8 protein-coding genes are annotated in these 22,604 nt (G+C 54.3%); 4 read left to right on the top strand and 4 right to left on the bottom strand.

Annotated features, from left to right (window positions below):
- Positions 1-54 precede the first annotated feature (54 nt).
- Together CEE69_RS17400 and CEE69_RS17395 are read left to right on the top strand one after the other, a co-directional pair.
- A complete protein-coding gene (locus CEE69_RS17400) occupies positions 55-2,964 on the top strand; it encodes an FG-GAP-like repeat-containing protein (protein WP_233215333.1) in 2,910 nt (969 codons plus the stop codon).
- A complete protein-coding gene (locus CEE69_RS17395; protein ID WP_099261892.1) occupies positions 2,954-6,049 on the top strand; it encodes an FG-GAP-like repeat-containing protein in 3,096 nt (1,031 codons plus the stop codon). Before CEE69_RS17400 ends, CEE69_RS17395 begins: the two co-directional genes overlap by 11 nt.
- On the opposite strand, the gene CEE69_RS17390 is transcribed toward CEE69_RS17395, so the two are convergent.
- Both CEE69_RS17390 and CEE69_RS17380 read right to left on the bottom strand, forming a co-directional pair.
- Positions 6,034-8,097: a hypothetical protein gene (locus CEE69_RS17390; RefSeq protein WP_233215332.1), complete on the bottom strand. Its 2,064-nt coding sequence runs from the start codon at positions 8,095-8,097 to the stop codon at positions 6,034-6,036. The genes CEE69_RS17395 and CEE69_RS17390 overlap by 16 nt on opposite strands.
- A 218-nt stretch (positions 8,098-8,315) precedes the next feature.
- Positions 8,316-14,291, bottom strand: a complete 5,976-nt coding sequence (locus CEE69_RS17380; protein WP_099261890.1) for a hybrid sensor histidine kinase/response regulator — start codon at positions 14,289-14,291, stop codon at positions 8,316-8,318.
- Between the two features lie 388 nt (positions 14,292-14,679).
- Between CEE69_RS17380 and CEE69_RS17375 the strand changes: the two genes are divergently transcribed.
- Both CEE69_RS17375 and CEE69_RS17370 read left to right on the top strand, forming a co-directional pair.
- On the top strand, positions 14,680-16,047 hold the full coding sequence (locus tag CEE69_RS17375; protein ID WP_099261974.1) for a YiiD C-terminal domain-containing protein: 1,368 nt from the start codon (positions 14,680-14,682) through the stop codon (positions 16,045-16,047).
- Between the two features lie 226 nt (positions 16,048-16,273).
- Complete coding sequence (locus tag CEE69_RS17370) at positions 16,274-17,536, top strand: OmpP1/FadL family transporter (protein ID WP_099261889.1); 1,263 nt, start codon at positions 16,274-16,276, stop codon at positions 17,534-17,536.
- A gap of 677 nt (positions 17,537-18,213) precedes the next feature.
- Here CEE69_RS17370 and CEE69_RS17365 read toward each other — a convergent pair.
- The gene (locus CEE69_RS17365) at positions 18,214-19,563 is read right to left on the bottom strand and encodes a PAS domain S-box protein (protein ID WP_315852531.1); all 1,350 of its coding nucleotides are present in this window, start codon (positions 19,561-19,563) and stop codon (positions 18,214-18,216) included.
- 677 nt (positions 19,564-20,240) lie between these two features.
- The gene (locus tag CEE69_RS17360) at positions 20,241-22,319 is read right to left on the bottom strand and encodes a cytochrome c peroxidase (RefSeq protein WP_099261887.1); all 2,079 of its coding nucleotides are present in this window, start codon (positions 22,317-22,319) and stop codon (positions 20,241-20,243) included.
- Positions 22,320-22,604: the final 285 nt, after the last annotated feature.

Below are 22,604 nucleotides of genomic sequence, written 5' to 3'. Positions count from 1 at the left end.
GGGGAATCCGTTTCCGCCCCATCGGAAGCTCACTCTGAACCGGCCAAGCCTCCCGTGAACAACGTTGCGGCACCCGGGATTCATTACCGTGAGGCGGTGAAATCGGTTCGCATCGGCGACTTCCCGAACGCACAACGTTCCCTTCGCGAACACCTGCTAACGAATCCTTCCGACACCAAAGCGATGGAACTGGCGGGTGACATCGCCTCTCGCCTGGGCGATACCCCGCAAGCCATCCAGTGGTATCGCGACGCGGTCGAGCAAACGCCGCAACCCGGCTACGCATTGCTAGACAAACTGGCGAAGAATTTGATGGCGACCGCAAACGCCTATGAATCGGTCGAAATTCTGAAGCAGACCATCTCAGCTCACCCCGACCTGGAACGTCCGCGGTATGACTTGGCGGGGCTCGTCACGGTACTCGGTCTCAACCATGACGCTGTCAAACCATTGCAATGGCTGATCCAGAACAACCTTCGAGACGAAGAAAGCCTGATCGTTTTGGCTAACCCTGATCGCGTTCAACCCGATCCGGAATTCTGCCGCAAGCTCCTGGATCGTGCTACAGAAGACCTTCGCCCCCACTACGCCCTCGCGAAACTGGATGCCGAAAAGCAAGATTGGTCAGCAGTTTCGAAGCGTCTGCCAGCCGTATTGAAAAGGCATCCTGATTTCCTCCCGGCGTGGGCACTGCAAGGTCGCGCATTGGTTGCGTTGGCCATCGCTGATCCAAGCGACTCCAGCCGGCGAAAGGATCTGGTTGAGTGGGCAACGAACAAACCCGCGGCTCTAGAGACTCTGCCGGAGTACTGGACCGCCGCGGGCATTTGGTCGAACCACACGGGGAATCATACCGCCGCAGTTCGCGCCTTTGCCGAAGCGTCGCGGTTGCATCAATCAAATCACGGACCGACGCTCTCGCAGTTACAGGCCAGCCTGCGGCAAATCGGCCATGAAGACGAATCCAACCGAGTGGCGAAACGATTCGATCAAATCGCCGGATTGAATGACGCGGTCAAGACGTTTCTTGAACGCAACTCAAAGTCGCAAATCGCCGCTCTCCGGGTCGCCTATCAAATGGTTGACTTGGGCAGGATGTGGGAAGCGGAAGCGTGGACCAGCCTCGCGAAATCGCTACCGGAGGATCCAGTCGCCACCATCGATCAAGCCCACCTCGTGATACGAGCTCGTTTGCGTCCGGATTCTCCATGGCAAACCGAAGCCAGTCTCGTGGCGAGTTCAATCGACATCAGCGACATGCCCTTCGTCACGTGGGACGCCGATGTTCGAAACGCTCGCACAATCGCGAACCGAATGGAAGAATCGCCGGTTCGATTTGCCGAACAGGCAAAGCAGAGAGGTTTGTTGCACACAGTTTCTCTGGCACCCGAGGCGGAAAAGGAAGGGCACTGGATCTATCAAAGTACCGGTGGTGGCGCCGCGGTACTCGACTTTGACTTGAACGGATGGCCCGACGTTGCGATCGCCAACCTTGACGGTGCACCGATGCAAAGCAACTCAAGCCCTAATTATGTGTTTCGAAATATAGACGGTCAATTCTCTGATGCGACATCGGCTAGCGGTTACGCCGACACTGGTTTTGCGCAAGGGATCACGTCAGGTGACTACAACAACGACGGCTTTCCAGATCTGTTTGATGCGAACATCGGCCGCAATCGTCTTTACCGAAACAACGGCGACGGCACCTTCAGCGACGTAACGGACGAAACGAATTTGATTGGAACCGAATGGACCACCTCCGCCGTCATCGCTGACATGGATGGCGATGGCAATGCGGACTTGTTCGAGGTCAACTATTGCGGCGGCAAAGCCCCCTACGAAACACCTTGCCGAAGCGACGCGACGGGCAAGTTGGCTAGCTGCCCGCCTCTGAAATTCGAAGCCAGTGCCGACCGAACTTGGAAGAACAATGGAACTGGCCAATTCAAAAACGTCAGCCGTGATTGGATGCAGCCGACCAACATCGGCAGAGGACTCGGCATCATCGCGGGACAACTCGATGAAGCACCGGGACTCGACCTATTCATTGCCAACGACATGTCCGTCAATCATCTATGGTCGTCATCTAACATCGCAAGCGACAAAGCCACTGCAGCCGCCACAACACGACTGACGGACCTCGGCACCGTTCGCGGTTTGGCAATGAGCGGGCAGTCCAATTCGCAAGCGTCGATGGGAATGGCCGCCGGTGATCCCGATGGCGACGGCGACCTCGACTTCTTCCTCACCCATTTCGCCGAAGAACACAACACTTACTACGAGCAAGTTGCCCCCGGCCTTTGGGAAGACCGAACGCACGCGGTTGGACTGTACGAACCTTCCTTGGACCAGCTCGGGTTTGGAACGACGTGGACTGATTTCAATTCGGATGGAGCCATGGAACTATTGGTTACCAACGGCCACGTCAGTGACACCGGCCGCACGGACATCGGCTACGAGATGCCCCCGCAGCTGTTCACCAGATTGGAATCCGGACGCTGGCAGGAACAACTAAACAACTCCCTCGGCGACTATTTCGAACGCGAGCACCTCGGCCGAGCGTTGGTGACTCTCGATGCAAACCAGGATGGACGAACGGACGTGCTGATCACGCATCTTTACGAACCCGTCGCCTTGCTAATCAATGAATCCGAAATTGCCTCAGAATCGATAGGGCTGCGGTTCCAAGCGACATCGGGCCATCGAGACGCCATTGGGACCACTGTTGAGGTTCAATCAGCTGGCGACAAACGCACGCTCCAACTCACCGCCGGAGATGGCTACATGGGCAGCAACGAACGAAGGCTCTCATTCGCGTTGCCGGATGCATCAAACAACGCCGACATCGTTGTGAATTGGCATTCAGGGCACAGCCAATCATTCAAGGGACTCGAAGCCGGCCGCGACTACCTGTTGACGGAGGGAATTGCTCAGCCGATTCCGATGAACACGCATGTGCAATGAACCGAGGTTTCAAGGCAGACCAACGAAAGCGATCCTTCTGATTGCGTTGTGCCTGCAAATTGCCGGTTGCAGCTCCGAGCCATCCGACTTTGACAAGCTTCGAAAGCGACAGCAACTCAAAGAAGCAGCCAAGCAGACGACCGACTTGGACACGGATGAGCAAATCGCTTTGGCAAAAGAAGAGCTCGAACGCGGATCAGTTGAGCGTGCAAACGAGATCGTTGGGCCACTGCTGATCAGCAATCCGGACGATCAAGAGGTGTTGCGGCTGAAGGCTGAGATTCAGCACCGGATGGGCAATAACGTCGCCGCGGCGGAGCTGCTCGCTTCGATCCCATTTGAAAGCCAAGACCGCGCGACCACGGCATCCTTGGTGGCAGCTGGCTTTTACCTCGAAGCCGATGCGTACGAAGCCGCCATCGAGCTATTGCAAAGTCGCTTGCAGGATCGACCGGATGACGCTCGAGTCCGCCATCGTCTGGTCGAAATTTTGAATCAGTCAGGTCATCGAGTTGCCGCCAGTCGAGTTCTGCAACCAATGATCCGCGAAGGTCAAGCCAGTGAACGGGAACTCTTCTCAATGATCACGCTGGGCGATGCGTTCGTTGACGAAACCCTGCCCGCCCCAGACTTCTCAAAACCAACACTCGCACAGTTATCGCTCGCGAGAAGGCAGCGAGATCAAGGCGAACTGTCGGAAGCCAGCGAATCACTTGAGAAGCTTCGACAGCAATATCCAAATTCCACAGCGATCGCCACTTTCCAAGGCCGAATACTCGCCGACCTAGGGAATTTCGACGCCGTCGCAAAGTGGCGGCAGGACTTGCCCCCAGGCATCACGCCTGAACCCGAATATTGGTACGCGATTGGGCAACTCGCACAGAAACGAGAAGAACATCGCGCCGCGATTCGTTGTTTTGGCGAGGCTCTTCAGCTTGATCCTACCGATCGTAATTCGCTGGTCTCGATGGCTCGATCGTTTCGTCAGATCGGAGAAACCGACGCGGCTGACGAAACCATGCGGCATTTTGAGATGCTGGAACGAACTTCGGAACTGGCAAAAATCTTTGGATTGGCCTCCGGCACGCCAGCCCAATATCGCGAAATGGCGAGTTTGCTGGACAAACTGGGACGCCCATGGCAATCGATTGCGTGGCAGCAAATCGCAGTTGCCAAGACCGGCAATCAACCAAGCGACAAAGCTGCTCTGGACCTCAAACGAAATCGATTGAAAGAGCAATCCGCAGCCAATGAGTCACACGCCGACTCAACCGTCCCCTGGTCGAAAGCAAAGCTTTCAAATTGGCCAATGCCAGACTTTCGCGACTCGCAGTCGCCCGAAACCGATCAACCAATTTCGTCCGAACAGAACAAGCTTTCATCCGTTCCCGCACCCATCCGCTTCCGAGGCATCACTTCGGACCTGAAGCTTCACTTTCAATACGACAACGGCGACGATCAAGCCGACAACGAATTTTACTTGCATCAACAAACGGGCGGCGGCATCGGAGTCATCGACTTTGATCGCGATGGATGGCCGGATATTTACTGTGCTCAAGCCGGCGAAGATGCACTCACTCGGCAGTCAGGCAAATCGAACCAACTGTTCCGAAATCTTTTATCCGCCTCAGTCGCGGATGTCACGGCAGAGTCGCATTCTGCTGACAACGGATACGGTCAAGGTATCACGGTCGCAGATACCAACCAGGATGGTTTCCCGGATTTGTTGATCGCAAACATTGGTCAGAACGTCATTCTTCTCAACAACGGTGACGGAACGTTCTCGCGTGGCGAGCTACACAGCGCCGGCAACGATCGGTGGACAACATCGATTGCCTGCGGAGACCTGGACGGCGATCATTTACCTGAGTTGATTGAGGTGAATTACATCGATGATCCGTCCGCATTCGATATTCCCTGCGTGCCGGACAACGATGCCTGCGGCCCCAGTCGATTAAAACCCGCCGCGGATCGGTGGTTATCGCTCAATCCCACGGGCGAGTTTCAACCGGTGCTTTCGTCAACAGAAGCCGATCGTGCGGTCGTGTCTGATTCAATTGCCGGCCACGGTTTCGCGGTGATCATCGGCAATCTCAATGCCCAATCCGGAAACGATGTCTACATCGCCAATGACGGGGATGCGAATTTCTTCTGGCAGAATCGACGATCAAACGCAGCCAACAGTTCGCAGCTAACCGCCGAAAACAACGGCAAAACAAAATCCTTTTACTGGGAAGCGGAAGAGACGGCTTACCTCTCAGGCATCGCGACGAGCCAGCAAGGTGGTCGACATGGATCGATGGGACTCACGCTTGCTGACTTTGACCGAAACGGTCTGCCCGACCTGCACGTCACCAACTACTGGGACCAAGAAGCCGACCTGTACCTTCAGGGTAACGATGCGATCTTTCGACACTCCAGTCGCCCCTGGAAAATTCGCGACTCCAGCAAGCCTACGGTGGGTTGGGGAACGCAAGCTGCCGACTTTGATCGCGACGGACGTCCTGACCTAATGGTTCTCAACGGACACATTGTGAATCACACGCACCGAGGCGTCCCCTTTCGAATGTTGCCGCAACTCTATCAAGGACACGACGATCACTTCGAACTGGTCTCCAGTCCATCCAACGCCGACTTGAGACAAGCAGATGGATTCTGGTCGCAACCGACTCTCGGCCGCGCTCTCGCGGTGTTGGACTGGGACCAAGATGGAATGCCGGATGTCGTGGGCAATCATCTGGATCAACCGATGGAACTGTTGCGAAACGAATCCGACCAGCAATCCTGGCTACAATTGGAATTGATTGGAACGACCAGCGAACGCGACGCAGTTGGAGCCACTGTCCTGGTTCAATCCGGTGCGAATCGCTGGACCAACTGGGTGATCAACGGAGGTTTCTTGACCAGCAACGAAGCGGAACTCGATTTTGGACTGGGCAATTCAGTTGGCCCGTGCACGGTCACCATCCAGTGGCCCTCGGGGACTGAGCAAATCATTGAGAACGTTCCACTCAACGATCGCTACTTGGTAATCGAACAAGAATCGGCCGTCCCATGGTCACGCCAAAATCATTCTCGCAAATGAATCGGACGATGGTTCCTACGTTCGAGGAACTCTCTGGCTCGCAGAAAATCGAATCGCCCTTCTTCGTTGATTAGAACCGAAGGCCTAGGCTCCATCTTCAAACTCTCGTCGATCGCTTCAATCGCGTCATTGAAAGCCTCCATGCGTTCCCCAACAGGTGCCATCGCATCCATTGGTTCTGAAATGCGATTGGGAAGCGTACGCAGCGACTTCTCCGCGACAATGCGAATCGCGTCGTAAGGATCGTTCAGCGCAAGAAGCAGATAGGGCTCCATCCACTCAGTTCCTGATGCTTCCTGGGCCGGCTTCCATCCCATCGCAGCAACCTGCACCGCACGCTGAGCCGCATCGCCACTGAGCAAGTGCAAAGCGGATGTCGACAAATCAACATCGGACTCGGACTTCGTGCGTTCTGGAATCTCCTGCCCATACCAATCATGCAAGTGTCCGGACACCCAATCAAAGCCGCGATCGAGGTGACACAAGGAACACGCATTCGCGCGGTCCGTGAGTCGGCTCTCTGCGATCGATGGACTGGAAATCTGGTGGCTGCGAATCGTCTTGAGCAATCCATAGGTGGTGTGAGGCATGTGGCAATTCATGCAACGACTGCCATGAGATCCTGCCGCGTGATGCGTGTGCATCTCAATCTGATCGCCCATCTCCGAGTGACACTGCAGGCACGCGTCATCACCCGCCATGCCCGAGCCCAACTGATCGTTTCGCCACTCAGTCAATTGAGGCGTTGCATCCTTGTCGTCCCCTGTCGCCGGATGCATTTCGTGGCAGGACAAACAAGTCATCTCGCCGTGCTGGAAACAAGCCGACTCGATCAACCCGTTGTACTCTCGCCCAGCAATCCGAGGCATTCCATCTGCCCAGAACGCACCGCCGACGTCTTCCATTTTGGACCACTGCTGAAACGCCTCCGATTCTCGATGCTCCGCTGACGCTCGGACGACCTTCGAAAACCCGAGATCGTCCAACAGATCTCCCGGTCGGAACGGGTTGCCGTTCTGCTCGTAGTCCCTCAACGCGACGACTTCGTAGTCAGGCGTGAAAACGCTGTGGCATTGGCCGCAAACATCCGCTGACGCTTGCTTGGAAAGCTTTGCGGGATTCACGATTAAGTCGTCCGACTTCGTCTCGGCGTCATTCCCCGACTCCGCCAAAACTTGACTCAACGCTGCATCGTTCTCTGGATTGGCATGTCGAAGCACGTGCCCGCGACCTTCACCGTGACAGGCTTCGCAGGCGATCCCAAATTCCGCAACACGAGTGCTCCAATCCTGGGCATCAGCGTTGAAACGCTCTCGCGGGTGAGTTGAATGACACCGGCTGCATGTCCGATTCCAGGTCCCAAGCTCCAACCCAGCGTGATGATCCGGAGGCTGAAGAAAACTCGAGTCACGGGGAATCCAACGGTCTTCTTCGATCAGATAGACGATATCGAGTTGAGCTGGCGTACCGTGTCGGTCTGATTCATGCCAAAACACATGCATGTGATGCGAGCCTGTCATCATCAACAGCTCACGACGCATCGTCATGCCACCTCGAAACGGATCCGAGTAGGTCACGAAAAACGAATCGCCACTTTGCTCGAACAGGTATCGTTTTCCTTGAACGACAACTTCTCCGTCCGCGATGGCACTCGGAGCGGTCTCGATGCTGACAACCTGTGTCATCGTTCGGTGAAACGACGCGTGCCAGGATTGGTGTTCGTCGGCGTGGCACTGCAGGCAGGTTCCCGAAGCAACAAAACCTTCTTCCAGTTCGATCACCGGCCTCAATTGTGAAGCCGTCAGAGTCACTCGCGTATCGCTGTTGTCGCCACCTGGACGTGTGGTATCAGCGGTGGAGTCTGCTTGAACGACCGGTGAATCATCCGTTTCGACAACGTTGGTCTTCGAACGGTTGCATCCCAGCACTACCGCAAGTGCCACCATCGCGAACCATAGGTTGAGCTTGCCGCCGCTCGAGCGTTGCGAGGTTCGTTGTGTCGACTCGCACACGACCGCAGACGATGATCGGTCGTTCAGCACACTCACGTTTCATTCCGCCTTCGGCTCGGGCAATGGGCAAGGAGTACACGCAGATGGTGTACCTTGCAACGAACTCGCGAACAACTTTGGCAGATGACGCAAGTCCGTCCAGAAGACGCAGATGGGATCGATGCCTGATTGGATGCGATATCAAAATCAGGAAGACAATCTACCTCAATCGTCGAGGCTTTGAACAGTGATTGTCGCTACGTATCGATACAGGCCTAGCCACTGATGTCGACGGACGCGTCGAGCGAATCGGTTGAAGCATTGTCTGAAGACGAGCTCTTTTCCTGGAGCGCTTCACTGACGTAGGTCTGCAGCTCATTCAGCGTGTCTCGCAGTGTTTCCCATTCGGATACTTCGATCGCCGATTCCCCTTGTGCAGCAATTTCAGACAGTTGCAGCAAACCGACGGTCCCGCCGGAACCACGAATTTGATGCAAATGTTTGCCAACTTGCTCCAAATCGCCGCGGTCGTAGGCGTTGATGATGCTGGGCATCGTCTCATCGAGTTGATCGATCAAGTCACAAGCGAACTCGTGTAGCCAGTCGTAGTTAAAGATCTTTTCCGCTTCCACCGTAGGTTCATCCTCCACAGGCTCCTGTGCCTCGACCAATGCTTCGGTCACCGGTTGATCGTTGTGCGAAATCAACTCGGTCGAAACTGCTTCATCGTTGACTTCGTGCTGAACGACAATTGCACTGGATCCCTCACCTGCCTTCGATTCAATCGCCTCGAGCAGCTCCGCACCATCTTCTGAACCGACGGTGTTCGTGGCCACACACTGAAGCAGTGCGTTAAGATCCAATGGTTTGGTCTGGTAGTCAGTGCACCCGGCCTCACGACAACGAATCTCGTCGCCTGTCATCGCATTCGCGGTGAGTGCAACGATCGGCGGTTCGTAATTGGCTTCACGCAGTGCAGCCGTCGCGGTGTAGCCATCCATCACTGGCATCTGCATGTCCATCAACACGATGTCCACCATCGACGGTTCGCTGGTCAGTGCGTCCACGGCTTCACAACCGTTGCAACGAATTTCCACTTCGGCACCGGCGTCTTGCAGCAGAAGTGACAACAGCCGGCGGTTGGTCTCGCAATCATCAACGACCAGCACACGCACGCCGGTCAAATCAATCTCATCGAATTGATTTTCCTTGACACCATTACTCGTTGAAACCACTTCCTCTGGACTCAACATCCGAACGCCAGTTGGGCACTCGATGTCGAAGTCAAGAATCATCTGCGTCCCGACATTCTTCGCACTGGAGACCTCCAACGTTCCGTCCAAAGCTTCCGTCAATCGCTTGCTGATCGAAAGCCCCAAACCGGTTCCTCCATACTCTCGCGTTGTTGAGACATCAGCTTGCTTGAAAGGTTCGAAGATGAACGCCGACTGTTCCTCTGTCATTCCAATCCCGGTATCTTCCACCACGATATTCAGCTTCTTGGCAACACCACCTGAACCTGTCGAAGCAATCGAGATTGTCACGCCACCTTGGTTGGTAAACTTGATCGCATTGCTTGTCAGGTTCGTCAGAATCTGACGAAGACGCGTTGGGTCACTGACAATTTCTTCCGGCACATCGCTATCGACGCGAATTTCGAGTGAGATGTCCTTCTCGATCGCCTTGGAACGTAAGGAGGCGATAACGTCTTGGACCATCCAGCTCGGGTTGCACGAAACTCGTTCCGTCTCGATCTTGTCGGCCTCGATCTTGGAAATATCCAGGATGTCGTTCAGCAAATGCAGAAGATGGAAGCCGTTCGAATGAATGGTTTGCAAATGCGATTCACGTTCTACGTCATCAGTGACCACACCACGGAGAAGCAATTCGGTGAAGCCCAGAATCCCGGTGATCGGAGTTCGGATTTCATGGCTCATCCGTGCAAGAAACTCGCTTTTCGCATGGTTTGCCGCTTCGGCTGCCGTCTTCGCAATCTGCAGTTTCTCTTTCGTCGCCGTGAGCTGCTGGGCGGTCAACTCAAGTTCTTTCGAGTGGCGTACAACCGATTCCGTTCTCTCCAAAACCTTCTTTTCAAGATTGAGATTCAGGTCTTGCAACTGCTGAAAGCTATTGGCCTTTTCCAAAGCAGCACCAGCAGCGGATGTCAGGTAATCAGCGATTCGGATTTCATCTTCGTCATACAGATTCGCGAATCTTTCGTTGCTGACGTAGAGATACGAGAGTGTTTGATCGTTGACGTCCACGGGGCTGCATAAGAATGTTCCCTGCTTCGTCGTTGCAATCCCGTTGGCGACCGCGTTTTCCACCTCCGTCACAACAGTCTGCCGAGTCCGATTCACTTCCTGGACGATAGAAGCGTCAAATGGCATCCCGGCTGGCACGGTGCTGAGTGTCTCATCGTCTTCTTTCAATATCAAGAAAACTTGTTCACCGCGAAGGATTTTCGTTGCTGCTCGGCGAACCTCTTGATAGATCTGTTCCGGCAGAACGCTGGTTGCAATTCGTCGTCCGGAGGCCAACAGCGAATCGAATCGGTTGACCAACGAAAGCGATCCGCCCTCGTTGACGTCGTAGTCGCTGCACTCCAATTCCGACAGTGTACCACGAGCGATGTCGATCGCTTCCCCGTCCAAAGGCCAGCCGAATTCGGCGGCAAACTCTGCGAACAGGATCATCGTTTTCGCGTGGGCAACGATCGCACCCTGAGCTTCTGCTACCTGCAAACTCTTTTGAAATGCAGCTTGTGAGGCTCGCAACTTGCCAGCCAACGCGAGATAGGCTCCGCGTTCGCGGTACGCGTGGGGAATTTCGTTAGTGAATTGTTTGCTGACTTTGACAGCCGCCTTCGTTGCTCGTCCCAATTCACGCACTCGAAGTCTGCGACGCTGCGTGTTCCGAGGAATCGATGTTTCCAGTTGGCGCCGAAGCGCTGTGCAGTACCAAGGATACGCGGGACTGACGTAAGTATTTGAGACGCGAGTTTGTTCTGCAACCGTGATGGCTCGGAGGAAGGACTGCGCCGCTTCAGAGAACTGATCGTGGTAGAACTCACGAACACCCTTTGCCAACAATACCTGACTCATTCTCTGAGAATCAGCCAAATCGCGAGACAACTCGCTTTCGATGACTTCTTCCGGGATGTCGCCATTGGTGGAACGAGCCCACACATCAATGATGTTGCCGGTTGCTTGATAGTCGCCGCGCTTCACCGCGGACTCGAAATTGATCTTCGATTGCTCGAGCGCTTCTTTGTGCCGTCCCAACCGGTAGAGAGAAGCGGCCAACTGATATCGCGCAATATGCACTTCCCAGTAATCACCGGTCCGCTCGAGCATCTTCACTGCCTGGCTGGCTTGATCGACGCATTGCTCGTATCGGGAAAAGGACAGCAACAGGATGCTAAGGAAGTTTCGCGTCTGGCCTTGGCCCCAAACATCACTGAATGCCTTGCGAATCTCCAACGATCGTCGAGCATATTCAATCCCTCGGCCTTCCCAACGTAGCAACGTCATCACCGGAGCGTGCTCGGAATACGATTGCGCCAGATAGCGTGTCGGTTGGAACCGTTCCGCGGCGTTCATCGATCGCAAGTGAGCCCAGAGGGTGTAGTACTTGTCGCGAGTGTACCAATACGCGTGTGCAATTTGGCTGTACAAAGACAGCGACATTTGCTCCTCGTCCGATGGCTGTCCGCCTCGGCGTCCAACAAAGCACGGGAGCAGTGAGTTCCTGACCTGGCGTGCACCCTCCAAAACAATGCGTGCCATCAACGAAAGTCGATTGTTGCAAACAGGCTGCCGCAGTTGACGAAGGGATGCCTCAAAGCACTCCACCGCCAGATTCTTGCTACCTCGTTTGAAGTGCAGCTCGCCCCGTTTTAGCAACACGCGAGCGTTCTGAGTTTCTGTTTGTGTGCTCTCCAAGGCCTCGTCGAGCCACGTTTCTGACTTGTCATACTCGCCTTGCAACATCAACACGTCACTCATCATCATCTGAATGAGGTGTTGCTTCGAACGATCGGCGTGACAAATCGCCCGTGTCGCAATTCGCAATTGTTCTTCTGCGCTGACGAGCGAAAAACTATTCCGAGCAATTTCGGCGGCTCTCAATGCGAACGGCAGCGCCTGTTCATGCATTTCCGCAGCATCGAAGTGGTATGCCAGTTTGAAAAATTCAAGGGGTTCGTGTTCGACATAGTACTGGCCGATTTGCCCATGCATCGAACGAATCTTTTCCGCCGTCAATTCCTCGAGAATTGATTCGCGAATTTTGTCGTGCACGAATGCCAACACTCGATCGGGACGGCTCCATACCAAACGCTGAACCCGCGCAGGATGAATGGCACGGTGTGCGTCAGCGAGACGGATCCCAACCAACTCAGCAGCAACTTCGAGATTGAAATCGCGCCCGATGACAGCTGCCGCCGTGAGCAATTCACGAGTTTCAGTTGGCAGCCGAGTTAGGCGATCGACCAGAATTTCACTGGCATCATCGGCTGCTTGAAAGCTCGACAGCTTCACTTCATCGACCACCCAAGACTTATCGGCAGGTCGCAACGCGCTGGATTCAACCAGACCACGCACAATGGCGGAAGCCATGAATGGACTGCCGCCCGCGAAACGCTGCACCACCTCAATCGCTTCCAACGGTAGTTGCCCTGCCATCGACTCGGCCAGTTGCTGGACCGCTTGATCCGTCAGCGGACCAAGTGTCAGTTTGACTGGAAAACTAAGCTCGTCATTGAGCCTCGTGCACAACCCTTCATCGGGACGAGTCACTGCAAACAGGAAGAGATGCCGGGCCGGGTACTCGCAGATGGCCTGAAGAATTCGAAAGGATTGGTCGTCCATCCACTGACAATCATCAAGAGTGATCATCACACTCAGATCAGGTGTCCCCAAGTCAGCGAACAACGTCCGGAACGCCGAAACAATCCGGCCCTGACCGAATTCGTCCGGACCCGAAAGTTTCGAATTGCTCCAGCCAAACGCCTTTGCAAGCACGGGCAATGCCGTCGTGACTTCCTGCCGATAGGGCTCCATCCTCTCGCGGGTTCGCTGAAGCATGTCAGCGTCATTGGTCAGATGTTTGACCAATTGCTCCATTGCTTGCAGCCAGATCGCCGATGGCTGCTGATTTGCATCCGGTAGCGAACGTCCTCGAAGAACCAAGAATCGCTTTCTTGATGCCAATCGAGACACTTCATTCAGCAAACGGGTCTTGCCCATCCCCGATTCGCTTCGCAGCAAAACTCGCTCCGAACGACCATCCAGAACGCAATCCAGTGACTCGTCGAGAGTACGGACATGCTCGTCCCGCCCGACAAACGCTGGGTCAATTAAGACGGTACGCTTGTCAGTATTTCCGATCACGAAGTCTTCGGTTGATCCCCCCGAGTTCAATTGATGAAGGACGGTTTTAACATCATCCAGAACAGCCGAAGCACTTTGATAGCGATCTCGAGGCTCTTTGTGGATGAGCTTCTCCACCAACGCGATCACAACGGAAGGCGTTTCGTCCGGGTAGCAACCGCTGTCAGGATCGGCCGTCATATGCCGATACAGAATCTCGCTTACATCACCCGCAAATGCCGGGTTCCCCGTCAATGCCGCATACAAAACATGTCCGACGGAATACAGATCCGATGTCTCGCTGATATCATGATCGATAATGCCGGACAACTCAGGAGACGTATAGGTGGCGCATTCGCGAGCCAGCAAATCATCCTTGCCAAAGAGCTCGGGACACCACAAAGGTACATAGCCACATAGGACCGAGCGCCCATCCTCTCGGACTATAATATTGGACGGGCGTATATCTCGGTGAATACAACCAATCTGATGGATCTGCTCGAGCGCCTCGAACAAATCTTTTGCGAGAAACATCGCTTCGGTTGCAGTCAAAGGGCGATTGCGAAAACGCCGCGCGAGACTGGTCCCTTCGACATACGGATAGACCACTCGCAAGTGTGTCTCACCGACCATGAAGTCAATTGGCCGCGAATAGGTCTCGCAGTGGATGCCGGACGTCAGTCGCGACTCAGTCCTGAAGCGATGAAATCCGCGTTCCTGAAAGAAGACCTTCGGCACCTCTCGGATGATGACCCTTCCGCCTGTTGTTGTGTCAATCGCGGAGAAACAGGCCACAACGGACGCATTGGACAACTTCTTTTGAACGTTGTACCGCTGAGTGTTTGCTGCGTCAGAAACGTTGGTGGGAAGGGAACTCACATTCGCCTCGATTGGATTCGTGAAAGCGTCACTACAAAGAAGCGAACACGACCTCGGGGCCTTGGTCACTGCAGCCTCTGTGGGCAGTCGATCGTTCTTGCGCAATGGCTAAACTTTGCCCTCGCAACAGTACCGCGCCGATCAGTGTCACTCTCATTGAACAACCGAAATGAGCAGATAATTTCAGTTGACTTTTGCAATTCTCTCAATAGTGTCCATACCATTGGTATAACCATCTCGTCGCTACGATATTTGGATGCGAGCCAACCAAAAAGAACGTTTGGTAGAGTTCCCGATTCATTCGAACTGAAATGGATCCAGTGTTCTTAGGTGAACACGCGTTCTTGCTTTTCCAGTAGGCTCACTTGGAGAGAACATGCTTACATCAGTGGATGGAAAGCCAGCAGTTAGCTGGGAAGAAGACTACGAGCAACGAGTGAACCCAGAGCTGATGACGGAGCTCTTGCACAATGCCATCCCTGTTCTCAAAGCCGTTCAATGGAAAGTGACCTCGGTGACGGAAGGATCCTGTGAATCCGTTCTGCCACTGACAAAGGCATCCACCAATCAACATGGAACTCATCAGGCGGCTTTGATTTCATTGTCTGCCGATTATACCGGCGGCCTTGCACTGACGACGCTCTTGCGTGGCGTCCCACTTGCCGGAATTCATCGCTGCAACGACGAAGACTCGGCTTCTTTGTGGTTGGCCGCGATGGACGTGAAGTACCGCAACCCCAGCACCGGTCACCTGACCGCAACCTGTGACATTCCCGCGAATATCGCTAGAACGGTCCAGCAGCGATACTTCAACGGCAAACGCGTCTTGGTGACATTGCCTGTGATCTTTACCTCGAACGGGGAACTGGTTGCCGAGGCGGAGATGCGATATTTCGCACAACCGTCAATTCAGCTGAAACCGACCAAATCCAACCCGCGCATCTCTCCAATCTTTAAACAAAAGCTCAAAGCCTCGGCTCGCATGATCGCGGGATTGAGAGCATCTTCGGAGAGCAAGAACATTCGTGTTGATCAGAGCCATGAACGCCAGGCGGCGGGACCTCACGGTGAATTGCTTGCCAATCGACTCAACGGCGTCTTGCCACAATTGAAGGACATGGTGCTCGCACGGACCCGACACATCGACGAAACACTCCGCAGTGTCGAAGCACTTGAGCAGGTTGTCATCCTTGGCGTCGGTTTGGACATGCGACCGTTTCGAATGAACGAGGAACTGGGAACGCCGACGTTCTTTGAGTTGGATTTGCCCGAGATGTTGGAAGAGCGGGACCGAGTCATCTCGGAAATGGAGTCGACTGAAGATGTGAATCGACATTCGATGTCCGCGGATTTCAAAGTCGACAAGATATCGCAACTCTTGCTGCAGAATCCGGACTTCGATCCAAAGCGACCCACCGCAGTTGTTTTCGAAGGTTGCTCGATGTATTTCACTCGCGAGGAGAACCAACAAATTTTAAGTGATATCGCGTCGCTCCTTCAGCACCCCAACAGCCTGGTCTGGTGTGACTTGGTTCGGGAAAACGTGGTCGAGGGAACGGTGCCTTCACCGGACATCAAGAAATTCACCGACGGAATGGAAGAATTGGGCGAACGATTCATCTTCGGAAGCAACTCACCCACCGACTTCTTCATGACCTGCGATCTACCGCAAACCACCTCCACGACCGTGGGCGAGTTTCTGGGTTCAGACGACCCCGTCCTGGCAACTTATCAGTTTGCAGTTGGATCGAAGTGAAATTCGAGGAACTCCTCGCGATCAATCGCTGCTGTTTCCCGGCGATGAGTCACCGCACTCAGCGATTGCAACGCCACTGCAGAAGGGCGTTTTCTGAGCATGCTGTGAAACTGTGACGGTTCGGAGGAATTTTTAGCGCAGTTGCAACGATTGAGCCGATTTGAACGAAGTTACCGACACTTTTCGTCGGTCGACAAAGGACGGATCCATCGTTGGGGCAAATCGGATGTACAAGAAACTCATTTCGCTGGCAGCATTGTTGCTCGCGTCCACGTCTGCGACTACTGCGTATTCGCAGGGCGCCTACATATCGGCCTCAGGGCCAGTCAATCGCAGCATGGGAGGCGCCTCGACGGCTGCTCCCATCAGCGCTCTCAGTGCAATGTACTGGAATCCAGCCTCCATCAGTGGAATGGAGCACAGTGAATTAGAAGTCGGTGTTGACCTGCTTTTCACAGATCACAACGTGACCTCAACCGCTGGCGCCACGACTGGTTCCACCGACGCGGATCCGGGTGTCTTTCCAGTTCCAAACTTCGCCTGGACGCATCGCCTGGAAGATCCACGCTACACGTTCGGCCTCGGCGTCAATTCCGTCGCCGGTTTCAAAACCAGCCTGCCGGCCGACACAACCAATCCCGTTTTGGCACCACAACCAACAGGACTTGGGCAGATCACGTCGGAAGCATCGTTCCTTCAAATCGCTCCCGTTCTGTCGATGGCCGTCACGGAGCGGATGTCGGTTGCCGCCGGGCCGTTGATCACGACTGGTCAAGTCGGTTTGGAACCATTTGTTTTCGATTCTGTGAATGGAGACAACACCTATTCCACCGGTCGTGCGACTCGCTACCACTGGGGCGGCGGTTTCCAATTGGGATCGTACTTCCTGATGACTCCGGATTGGCAGGTCGGCGCTTCCTACAAAAGCAAAGCCTGGATGGAGACATTCGAATTCATCGGTGCGGATGAAAACGGATTGCCAAGAACGCTCACCTGCGACATAGACCTACCGTCGGTAACATCGATCGGGACTGGTTACACCGGCTTTGATCAATGGCTGTTTGCTGCGGACATCCGCTACTTCGACTATGCAAACGCTGACGGATTCGGTGACGGGGCGTCATACGACGGGACCGGCAAGCTTTCCGGACTGGATTGGAGCAGTGTCTTTGCTCTCGCCCTTGGTGCACAGCGTTCCGTTGGCGAACGATTGGCCTTGCGAGCCGGGTACACCTACAACCAAAACCCGATTCGCGAAAGTGAATCGTTCTTCAACATGGCGTCGCCTCTGATTTACGAACACGTGCTCAGCATGGGCGGATCGTACAAACTCAACGACAAAGTTGCTGTCAACGTTGCTTGGTCGCACTACTTCGAAAATACGAGAACGGGGGCGATCATCTTGCCAACGGGAACGGTTCCGGGTTCATCGATCACCAACCGGCTCTCAGCTGACTTTCTCAGCTTCGGTATCGTGATGAAACACTGACGATCAGGATGACAAGATGGAGTCCAGACATCGCCTCGTGCCCCAGGCGAAACGGAGTTCCGTCCCTGGACCTTGGTCGGAATTCAAACTAAGAAGCGTGACTGAAGGGTTGATTGCTTTGGCAATGCTCAACCAGTCTCTGGTCTTCGATGCTTCGAAGACAAGCCGCCAACCAAGAAGTCCATAGACATCCCTCCGGTGCGCAAGTTTGGTTACTTGGAAGGAATTGCGTAGCCACGCAAACAAGAGCCAACATCCGGAGAAGGCACCGGACTTCGAAACCTCAAAGTCCACCATGCGAGGGGCTCTCGGTAGGCAGCCAGTGCCTCAGATGTCTACTTTTGCGTTCTGACAAGAACGAATTGCAAACGATGGACGCAAAGGACCGCTCATGTTGAACACTCGCATGGGGATGACCCTCAATTTGCAAGTTCGCAACTACACTACGCCACTTTCTAAACGATACTGTTGTGGGGCAAAGAGCAAAGCTCGGTCAGCATCCACTCGACTCGCCTTGGGGCAAAGGTGAGTCACCTCGGATGCTGGCCGAGCTTGCCTTCTTTCTGTCGCAGGCCGAAACGCGAGAACGTTTCATTCTTCTTGCCTGCGGACAAGCGCAAACCAAGCTGCTTCCTTGATCGTTTGTCGGAATCACTTCGCGCAAGTCGCTATGAAGCTCAGTCCGCCGTCATGATCTCGGCGGTCATCGCGAGCTTGACCAGTTCGGCCACGCTTTGAGCCTCCAACTTCTTCATCAGATTGGAACGATGACGTTCCACCGTCTTCTCGCTGATTTCCAACCGATTCGCGATGACTTTGTTCATTCGGCCTTCGACGATTTGTTCGAGAACTTCCCGTTCCCGATTGGTCAATCGTTCCAATTTGGCTTTGGCCTCCGCTGCCAATTGAGTCAACAACTCAACGTGTTTGCGGTGTGTGATGTCGAGTGCCCGGGCTTGAATTCCAGCGAACTGATCGGAGTCATTGATTAGCGGTGAGCATGTCAACAACAACCAAACCAAATGGCCGTCCGAGTGCTTGATTCTGACTTCATGAGCTTCGGACTGGTTGCGATTCAACATTCTCTCGTCAATCAACTTTGCACTCGCCGCATCAGCAAGTTGGCAGATGTCCATTCCGTCCAATCCGCCGAGCGACTGGCCAAGCATTGACGCGAACTTCTCATCAGCTTGCAGAATCTTCCCGTCCAGATTCAGAATGGCCGTTCCTTCGGCGTTGCTAACAACCACTTCTCGATACTGTTTTTCGCTCTGTTGAAGCGCACTCAGAAGTTCCACTTGCCGAGTGACGTCCTGGGTGGTCCCTCGCCGTACAATCCGACCGTCGAGCTCCGCCATCCAAACGGTGGCTGCAAAGTATCGACGCGGCCCAAATGCTGGGTTACTCGAAAACTCGAAGCGTCGAACATCACCGACATAAAATGGTGGCTGGTTGATTTCCATAATTGTCGGCCGATCCTTTGGGTCGACCAACTCGATGAACTCCTCAAAGGTTGGTGGCCCCAACGTTGGGTCCATGTTGTGCAGCTCATAAAGCTGCTTGGACCACCAACCAACTGCTTGATCTTCGGGCCATTCCCAGCTTCCCACCTTTGAGTTGGCCTGTGCCGCATCGAAGTGATCGTTTGCCAATCGAAGCTCGTCTTCGACACTCTTAGCGGGCGTCACATCAATCGCAGTCGCACAAATGACGAGGGCGTTTTCGTCCGCGGCTTGGTTGGCTACGAACGTGTATCGCAACCAAACAGGCGATTCGTCGCTTCGAGACATCGAGTATTCGCGAACAACTCGCCCCGTAGTCTCTTGCCTCAGGCTACGGACAACGTCAACAACGTCGGATTGATGCTCGTCCTCCGCCAAACCTGACAACTGCAACTCTTGGAGATCTTTAGGCTCACGCCCGAGCATTCTTGCGAAGGTCCCGTTCACGGTTTGCAGAGCAGTCGTCTCGGGTGAAAGCTGTATAAAACCAATATCGAACTCATCCAATGCCTCCCCGAGAGTCACGAACGATTGATGAGCAAGGTCGATTCTCTGGCTTTTACTTCCGCGGGTGGAGTCTCTTGAATTCGAGGTCATAGGTGCAACCGCCAGGTTATGAATCACTCCTTCAAAAGCAAAAGAGAAACTCAGTAAGAATACAATTCCATCTTTGCCCCTTCCGTGGGCTTAGTCCTCCGACATGGTTCGACCACCGAAGTGCTGCGCACTGTGCCCGGCTCCTAAATCGCTGACGCAACGAAGAACTAACTCGGCTGCAACTAAAAGTTGGCGGGAAGCAAAGCTTCCGCCGAACTCAAGAACTGACGGTGAATCAAAAAGCGACAGACGCATGCACTGCGGCTAATCGCAAACCCTGTGCTCATTCTACAGCGCCGCCAGTCGCTTAGTGAGCTTACGAATTCTTCATTCGCTCAGTTTGCCGAAAACTCTCAGCAAAACACAACGCATGACACGTCCAACCGTGGACCGACGTACAGCGACTGTTGTTCAAACTCTATTTAGATCACCTCAGTCAACCACACTGCATCGAGTTCCGGCGCACTGCATGCCAAATCCTTCTTGGCACGAGCTGCTATTCCTTTTTACGCGACACAAGACGCGATGGAACATCAAAAGTGCAATTCTACTGGAAACCGCAAGTCCCATAGCTTGGCTTGCACCGCTGAAATGTGATCGAGCGTCTACAGACTTTCGAGATAACGAATCAATTGATTTCGTTCGTCCGCCGACAACTCTCGAGGCAACTGATGCCGAAACTCATTGACGACCGCGTCGATATCCGCGGCGCGAAGATCATGAAATAGCCCATGTAAATGCCCGACGCCTCGCAACGAAGGTGGATTGAACTCCGTCGCACCACGTTCATCACTTAGTCCGACATCGTACGTCGCATCAGACGTGAACACGTCTCCGGTATGACAGGACACGCAATCAAGCGACTGAAACAATTCGCGGCCCTCGGAAACAACTTCCCGGTCAGCATCTGAAATGGGTTTCGAAAAAGCGGGCGTGGGCGAAAGTGAGTTCAGATACGCGACCAAGTCGGAAACATCGCGGTCCTTCATTCTTCTTCCCTGCATTGTCAGCTGGAGCGTTTGCCTGACTTGCTTTTCAATCTCAGGTTTGTCACCGATCCAAGCCCACGGCCCAGTTTGCCCAACACCGCGAAGTGACAAGACTCGCTTGGGAGCACCTTCACCACCGTCACTCAAGGTGTCTGCCAATGATCCGCTGGTGTGGCCGTCGGTGTGACAACTGTGACAACTGTACCAACCACCACGAGACAGACTGGCGTCGAAGAACAACACCTCTCCACGATCACTCGGCGAAAGATCCGGAGACAATCCTAGACTCAACGTCGTCGCAGTTGCCAACAACGCCCCATCGTTCGACGTTGCATCTTGACCAATTTGATAGCTGGCGACTCTTGCCACTGGCTGAACAGGCACCGCCTCAGGATCGTCGGACGCCCGATAGGTTTCCGATTCGTAGTCGTAATCTTCTGACTCACCCGGTTCACCCTCCGGTGAATCGTATTCGTACTCGACTTGTTCCGTCTCTTGAGACATTCCGCTGACGACCTTCGTGCTGTTTGACACCGCACTCGCATCAGAATGAAAATCGATTCGGGTCAGCGTGTCTGAAAACTCATTCGCGACAAGAAAACGATCGTTTGCAATCTCAGCGATCGCGACCGGTCTTGATCCCGTTGGAATTCGGGTGACTCCAATCCCGCTGGGTTCGACCACACCGACTTGCCCCAGTCCACCGATCGCCACCAACAATCGATTGTCATCGCGCATCAAGATCGCATTCGGATCACCGGCTCCACGCGTGTTGTTGCCCACTGCGATGAAGCGACTCCCGCTCATCAGGCTCGCTTCAGGATCAACAATGGAAGCCACGGAAATTTCACGCGTCGCATCCGACACCATCGATCCCCAAATGATCTCGCTGCTCCGCGGCGGAGCAATCTCATTGATCAACTCGTGTGCCATGTAGACCTTCTCACCGTCGCGACCAAGAGCCAACCCTCGGATGTTGTTGCCGGGGATCTCGCGAATGGATTCCAATTCAAACGTGTCCAGACGAATGACGGCAATCCGCGGTCCAAACGCATCGGCGACGATCAACCGAGATTGATCGGGAAGAATCAATTGCTCGCGAGGCGAAAATGGCAAGTCAATCGACGCCACAATCTCAGGCGATTCATCGATGGATTCAGGCAAGCTGACAAAGGTCACCTTCCGCGCCCAAGTCGAACTGACGGAACACCAATCTTGCTGAGGCGAAACCCGAACGGTTGCGGGTTCGTTCGGAATTGCAACTCGCCACTGAACGCTTGGTTGTCCGCTGTGCATTTGAACCGACGACAGTCGACCTTCCTTTTCCGTAATGAGCAAAGTCGTTCCGACTCGAACCACATCCGTCGGATGCCCGCCGAGCTGATACTCCGACTCGACTGCCAGAGACTCTGCATTCACAATGCTGAGCGTTCCGCTCCGGCGATTCGCGACAACCGCTCGGTCATCGTCAATCGCGACCACGGCGATGGGACGTCGATGAAGTTTCGTCGCCGGTTCGACAAACGAAAGCTCTTTGCCGCTCCATTGCTGCGCGACATCAACAGCCGCTGTCTGCTCGATGGGTTGCTTGGCAAATACCGCTCGGCTCGCGTCATCACCCATCGCCGAGTGCGCACCCATGGACAGAAGGGAGCAAGCGACGATTCGACGGACGAAGATTCTGTTCTGGATCATCGCCACAGTATGACTCGTTCGATTCGCTCTGTCACGCTGACCTGTCCGCAAACATTCCAGCCCGATCATCAGAGACGCAGGTCACCGGGGAGGCAAAGCCACCTTGGAGGTCGCCCGCATGCTATAAAGCCGGTCCCGCCCCGCGGACCAATCACTGTCCCGCCTGCCTCTCCCTCCTTTCGCTTCAACGGAGCTCGTTGTGTGCCACCATCGCCTTGGTCACTCTCCATCCATCCAATTGCAACCGGTATCACGCCCCAAATTCTCATCGCGAATTTGGCGATC

The organism is Rhodopirellula bahusiensis, from assembly GCF_002727185.1.
Taxonomy (GTDB): Bacteria; Planctomycetota; Planctomycetia; order Pirellulales; family Pirellulaceae; genus Rhodopirellula; species Rhodopirellula bahusiensis.
This window is presented reverse-complemented; position numbering and strand designations above follow the sequence as displayed.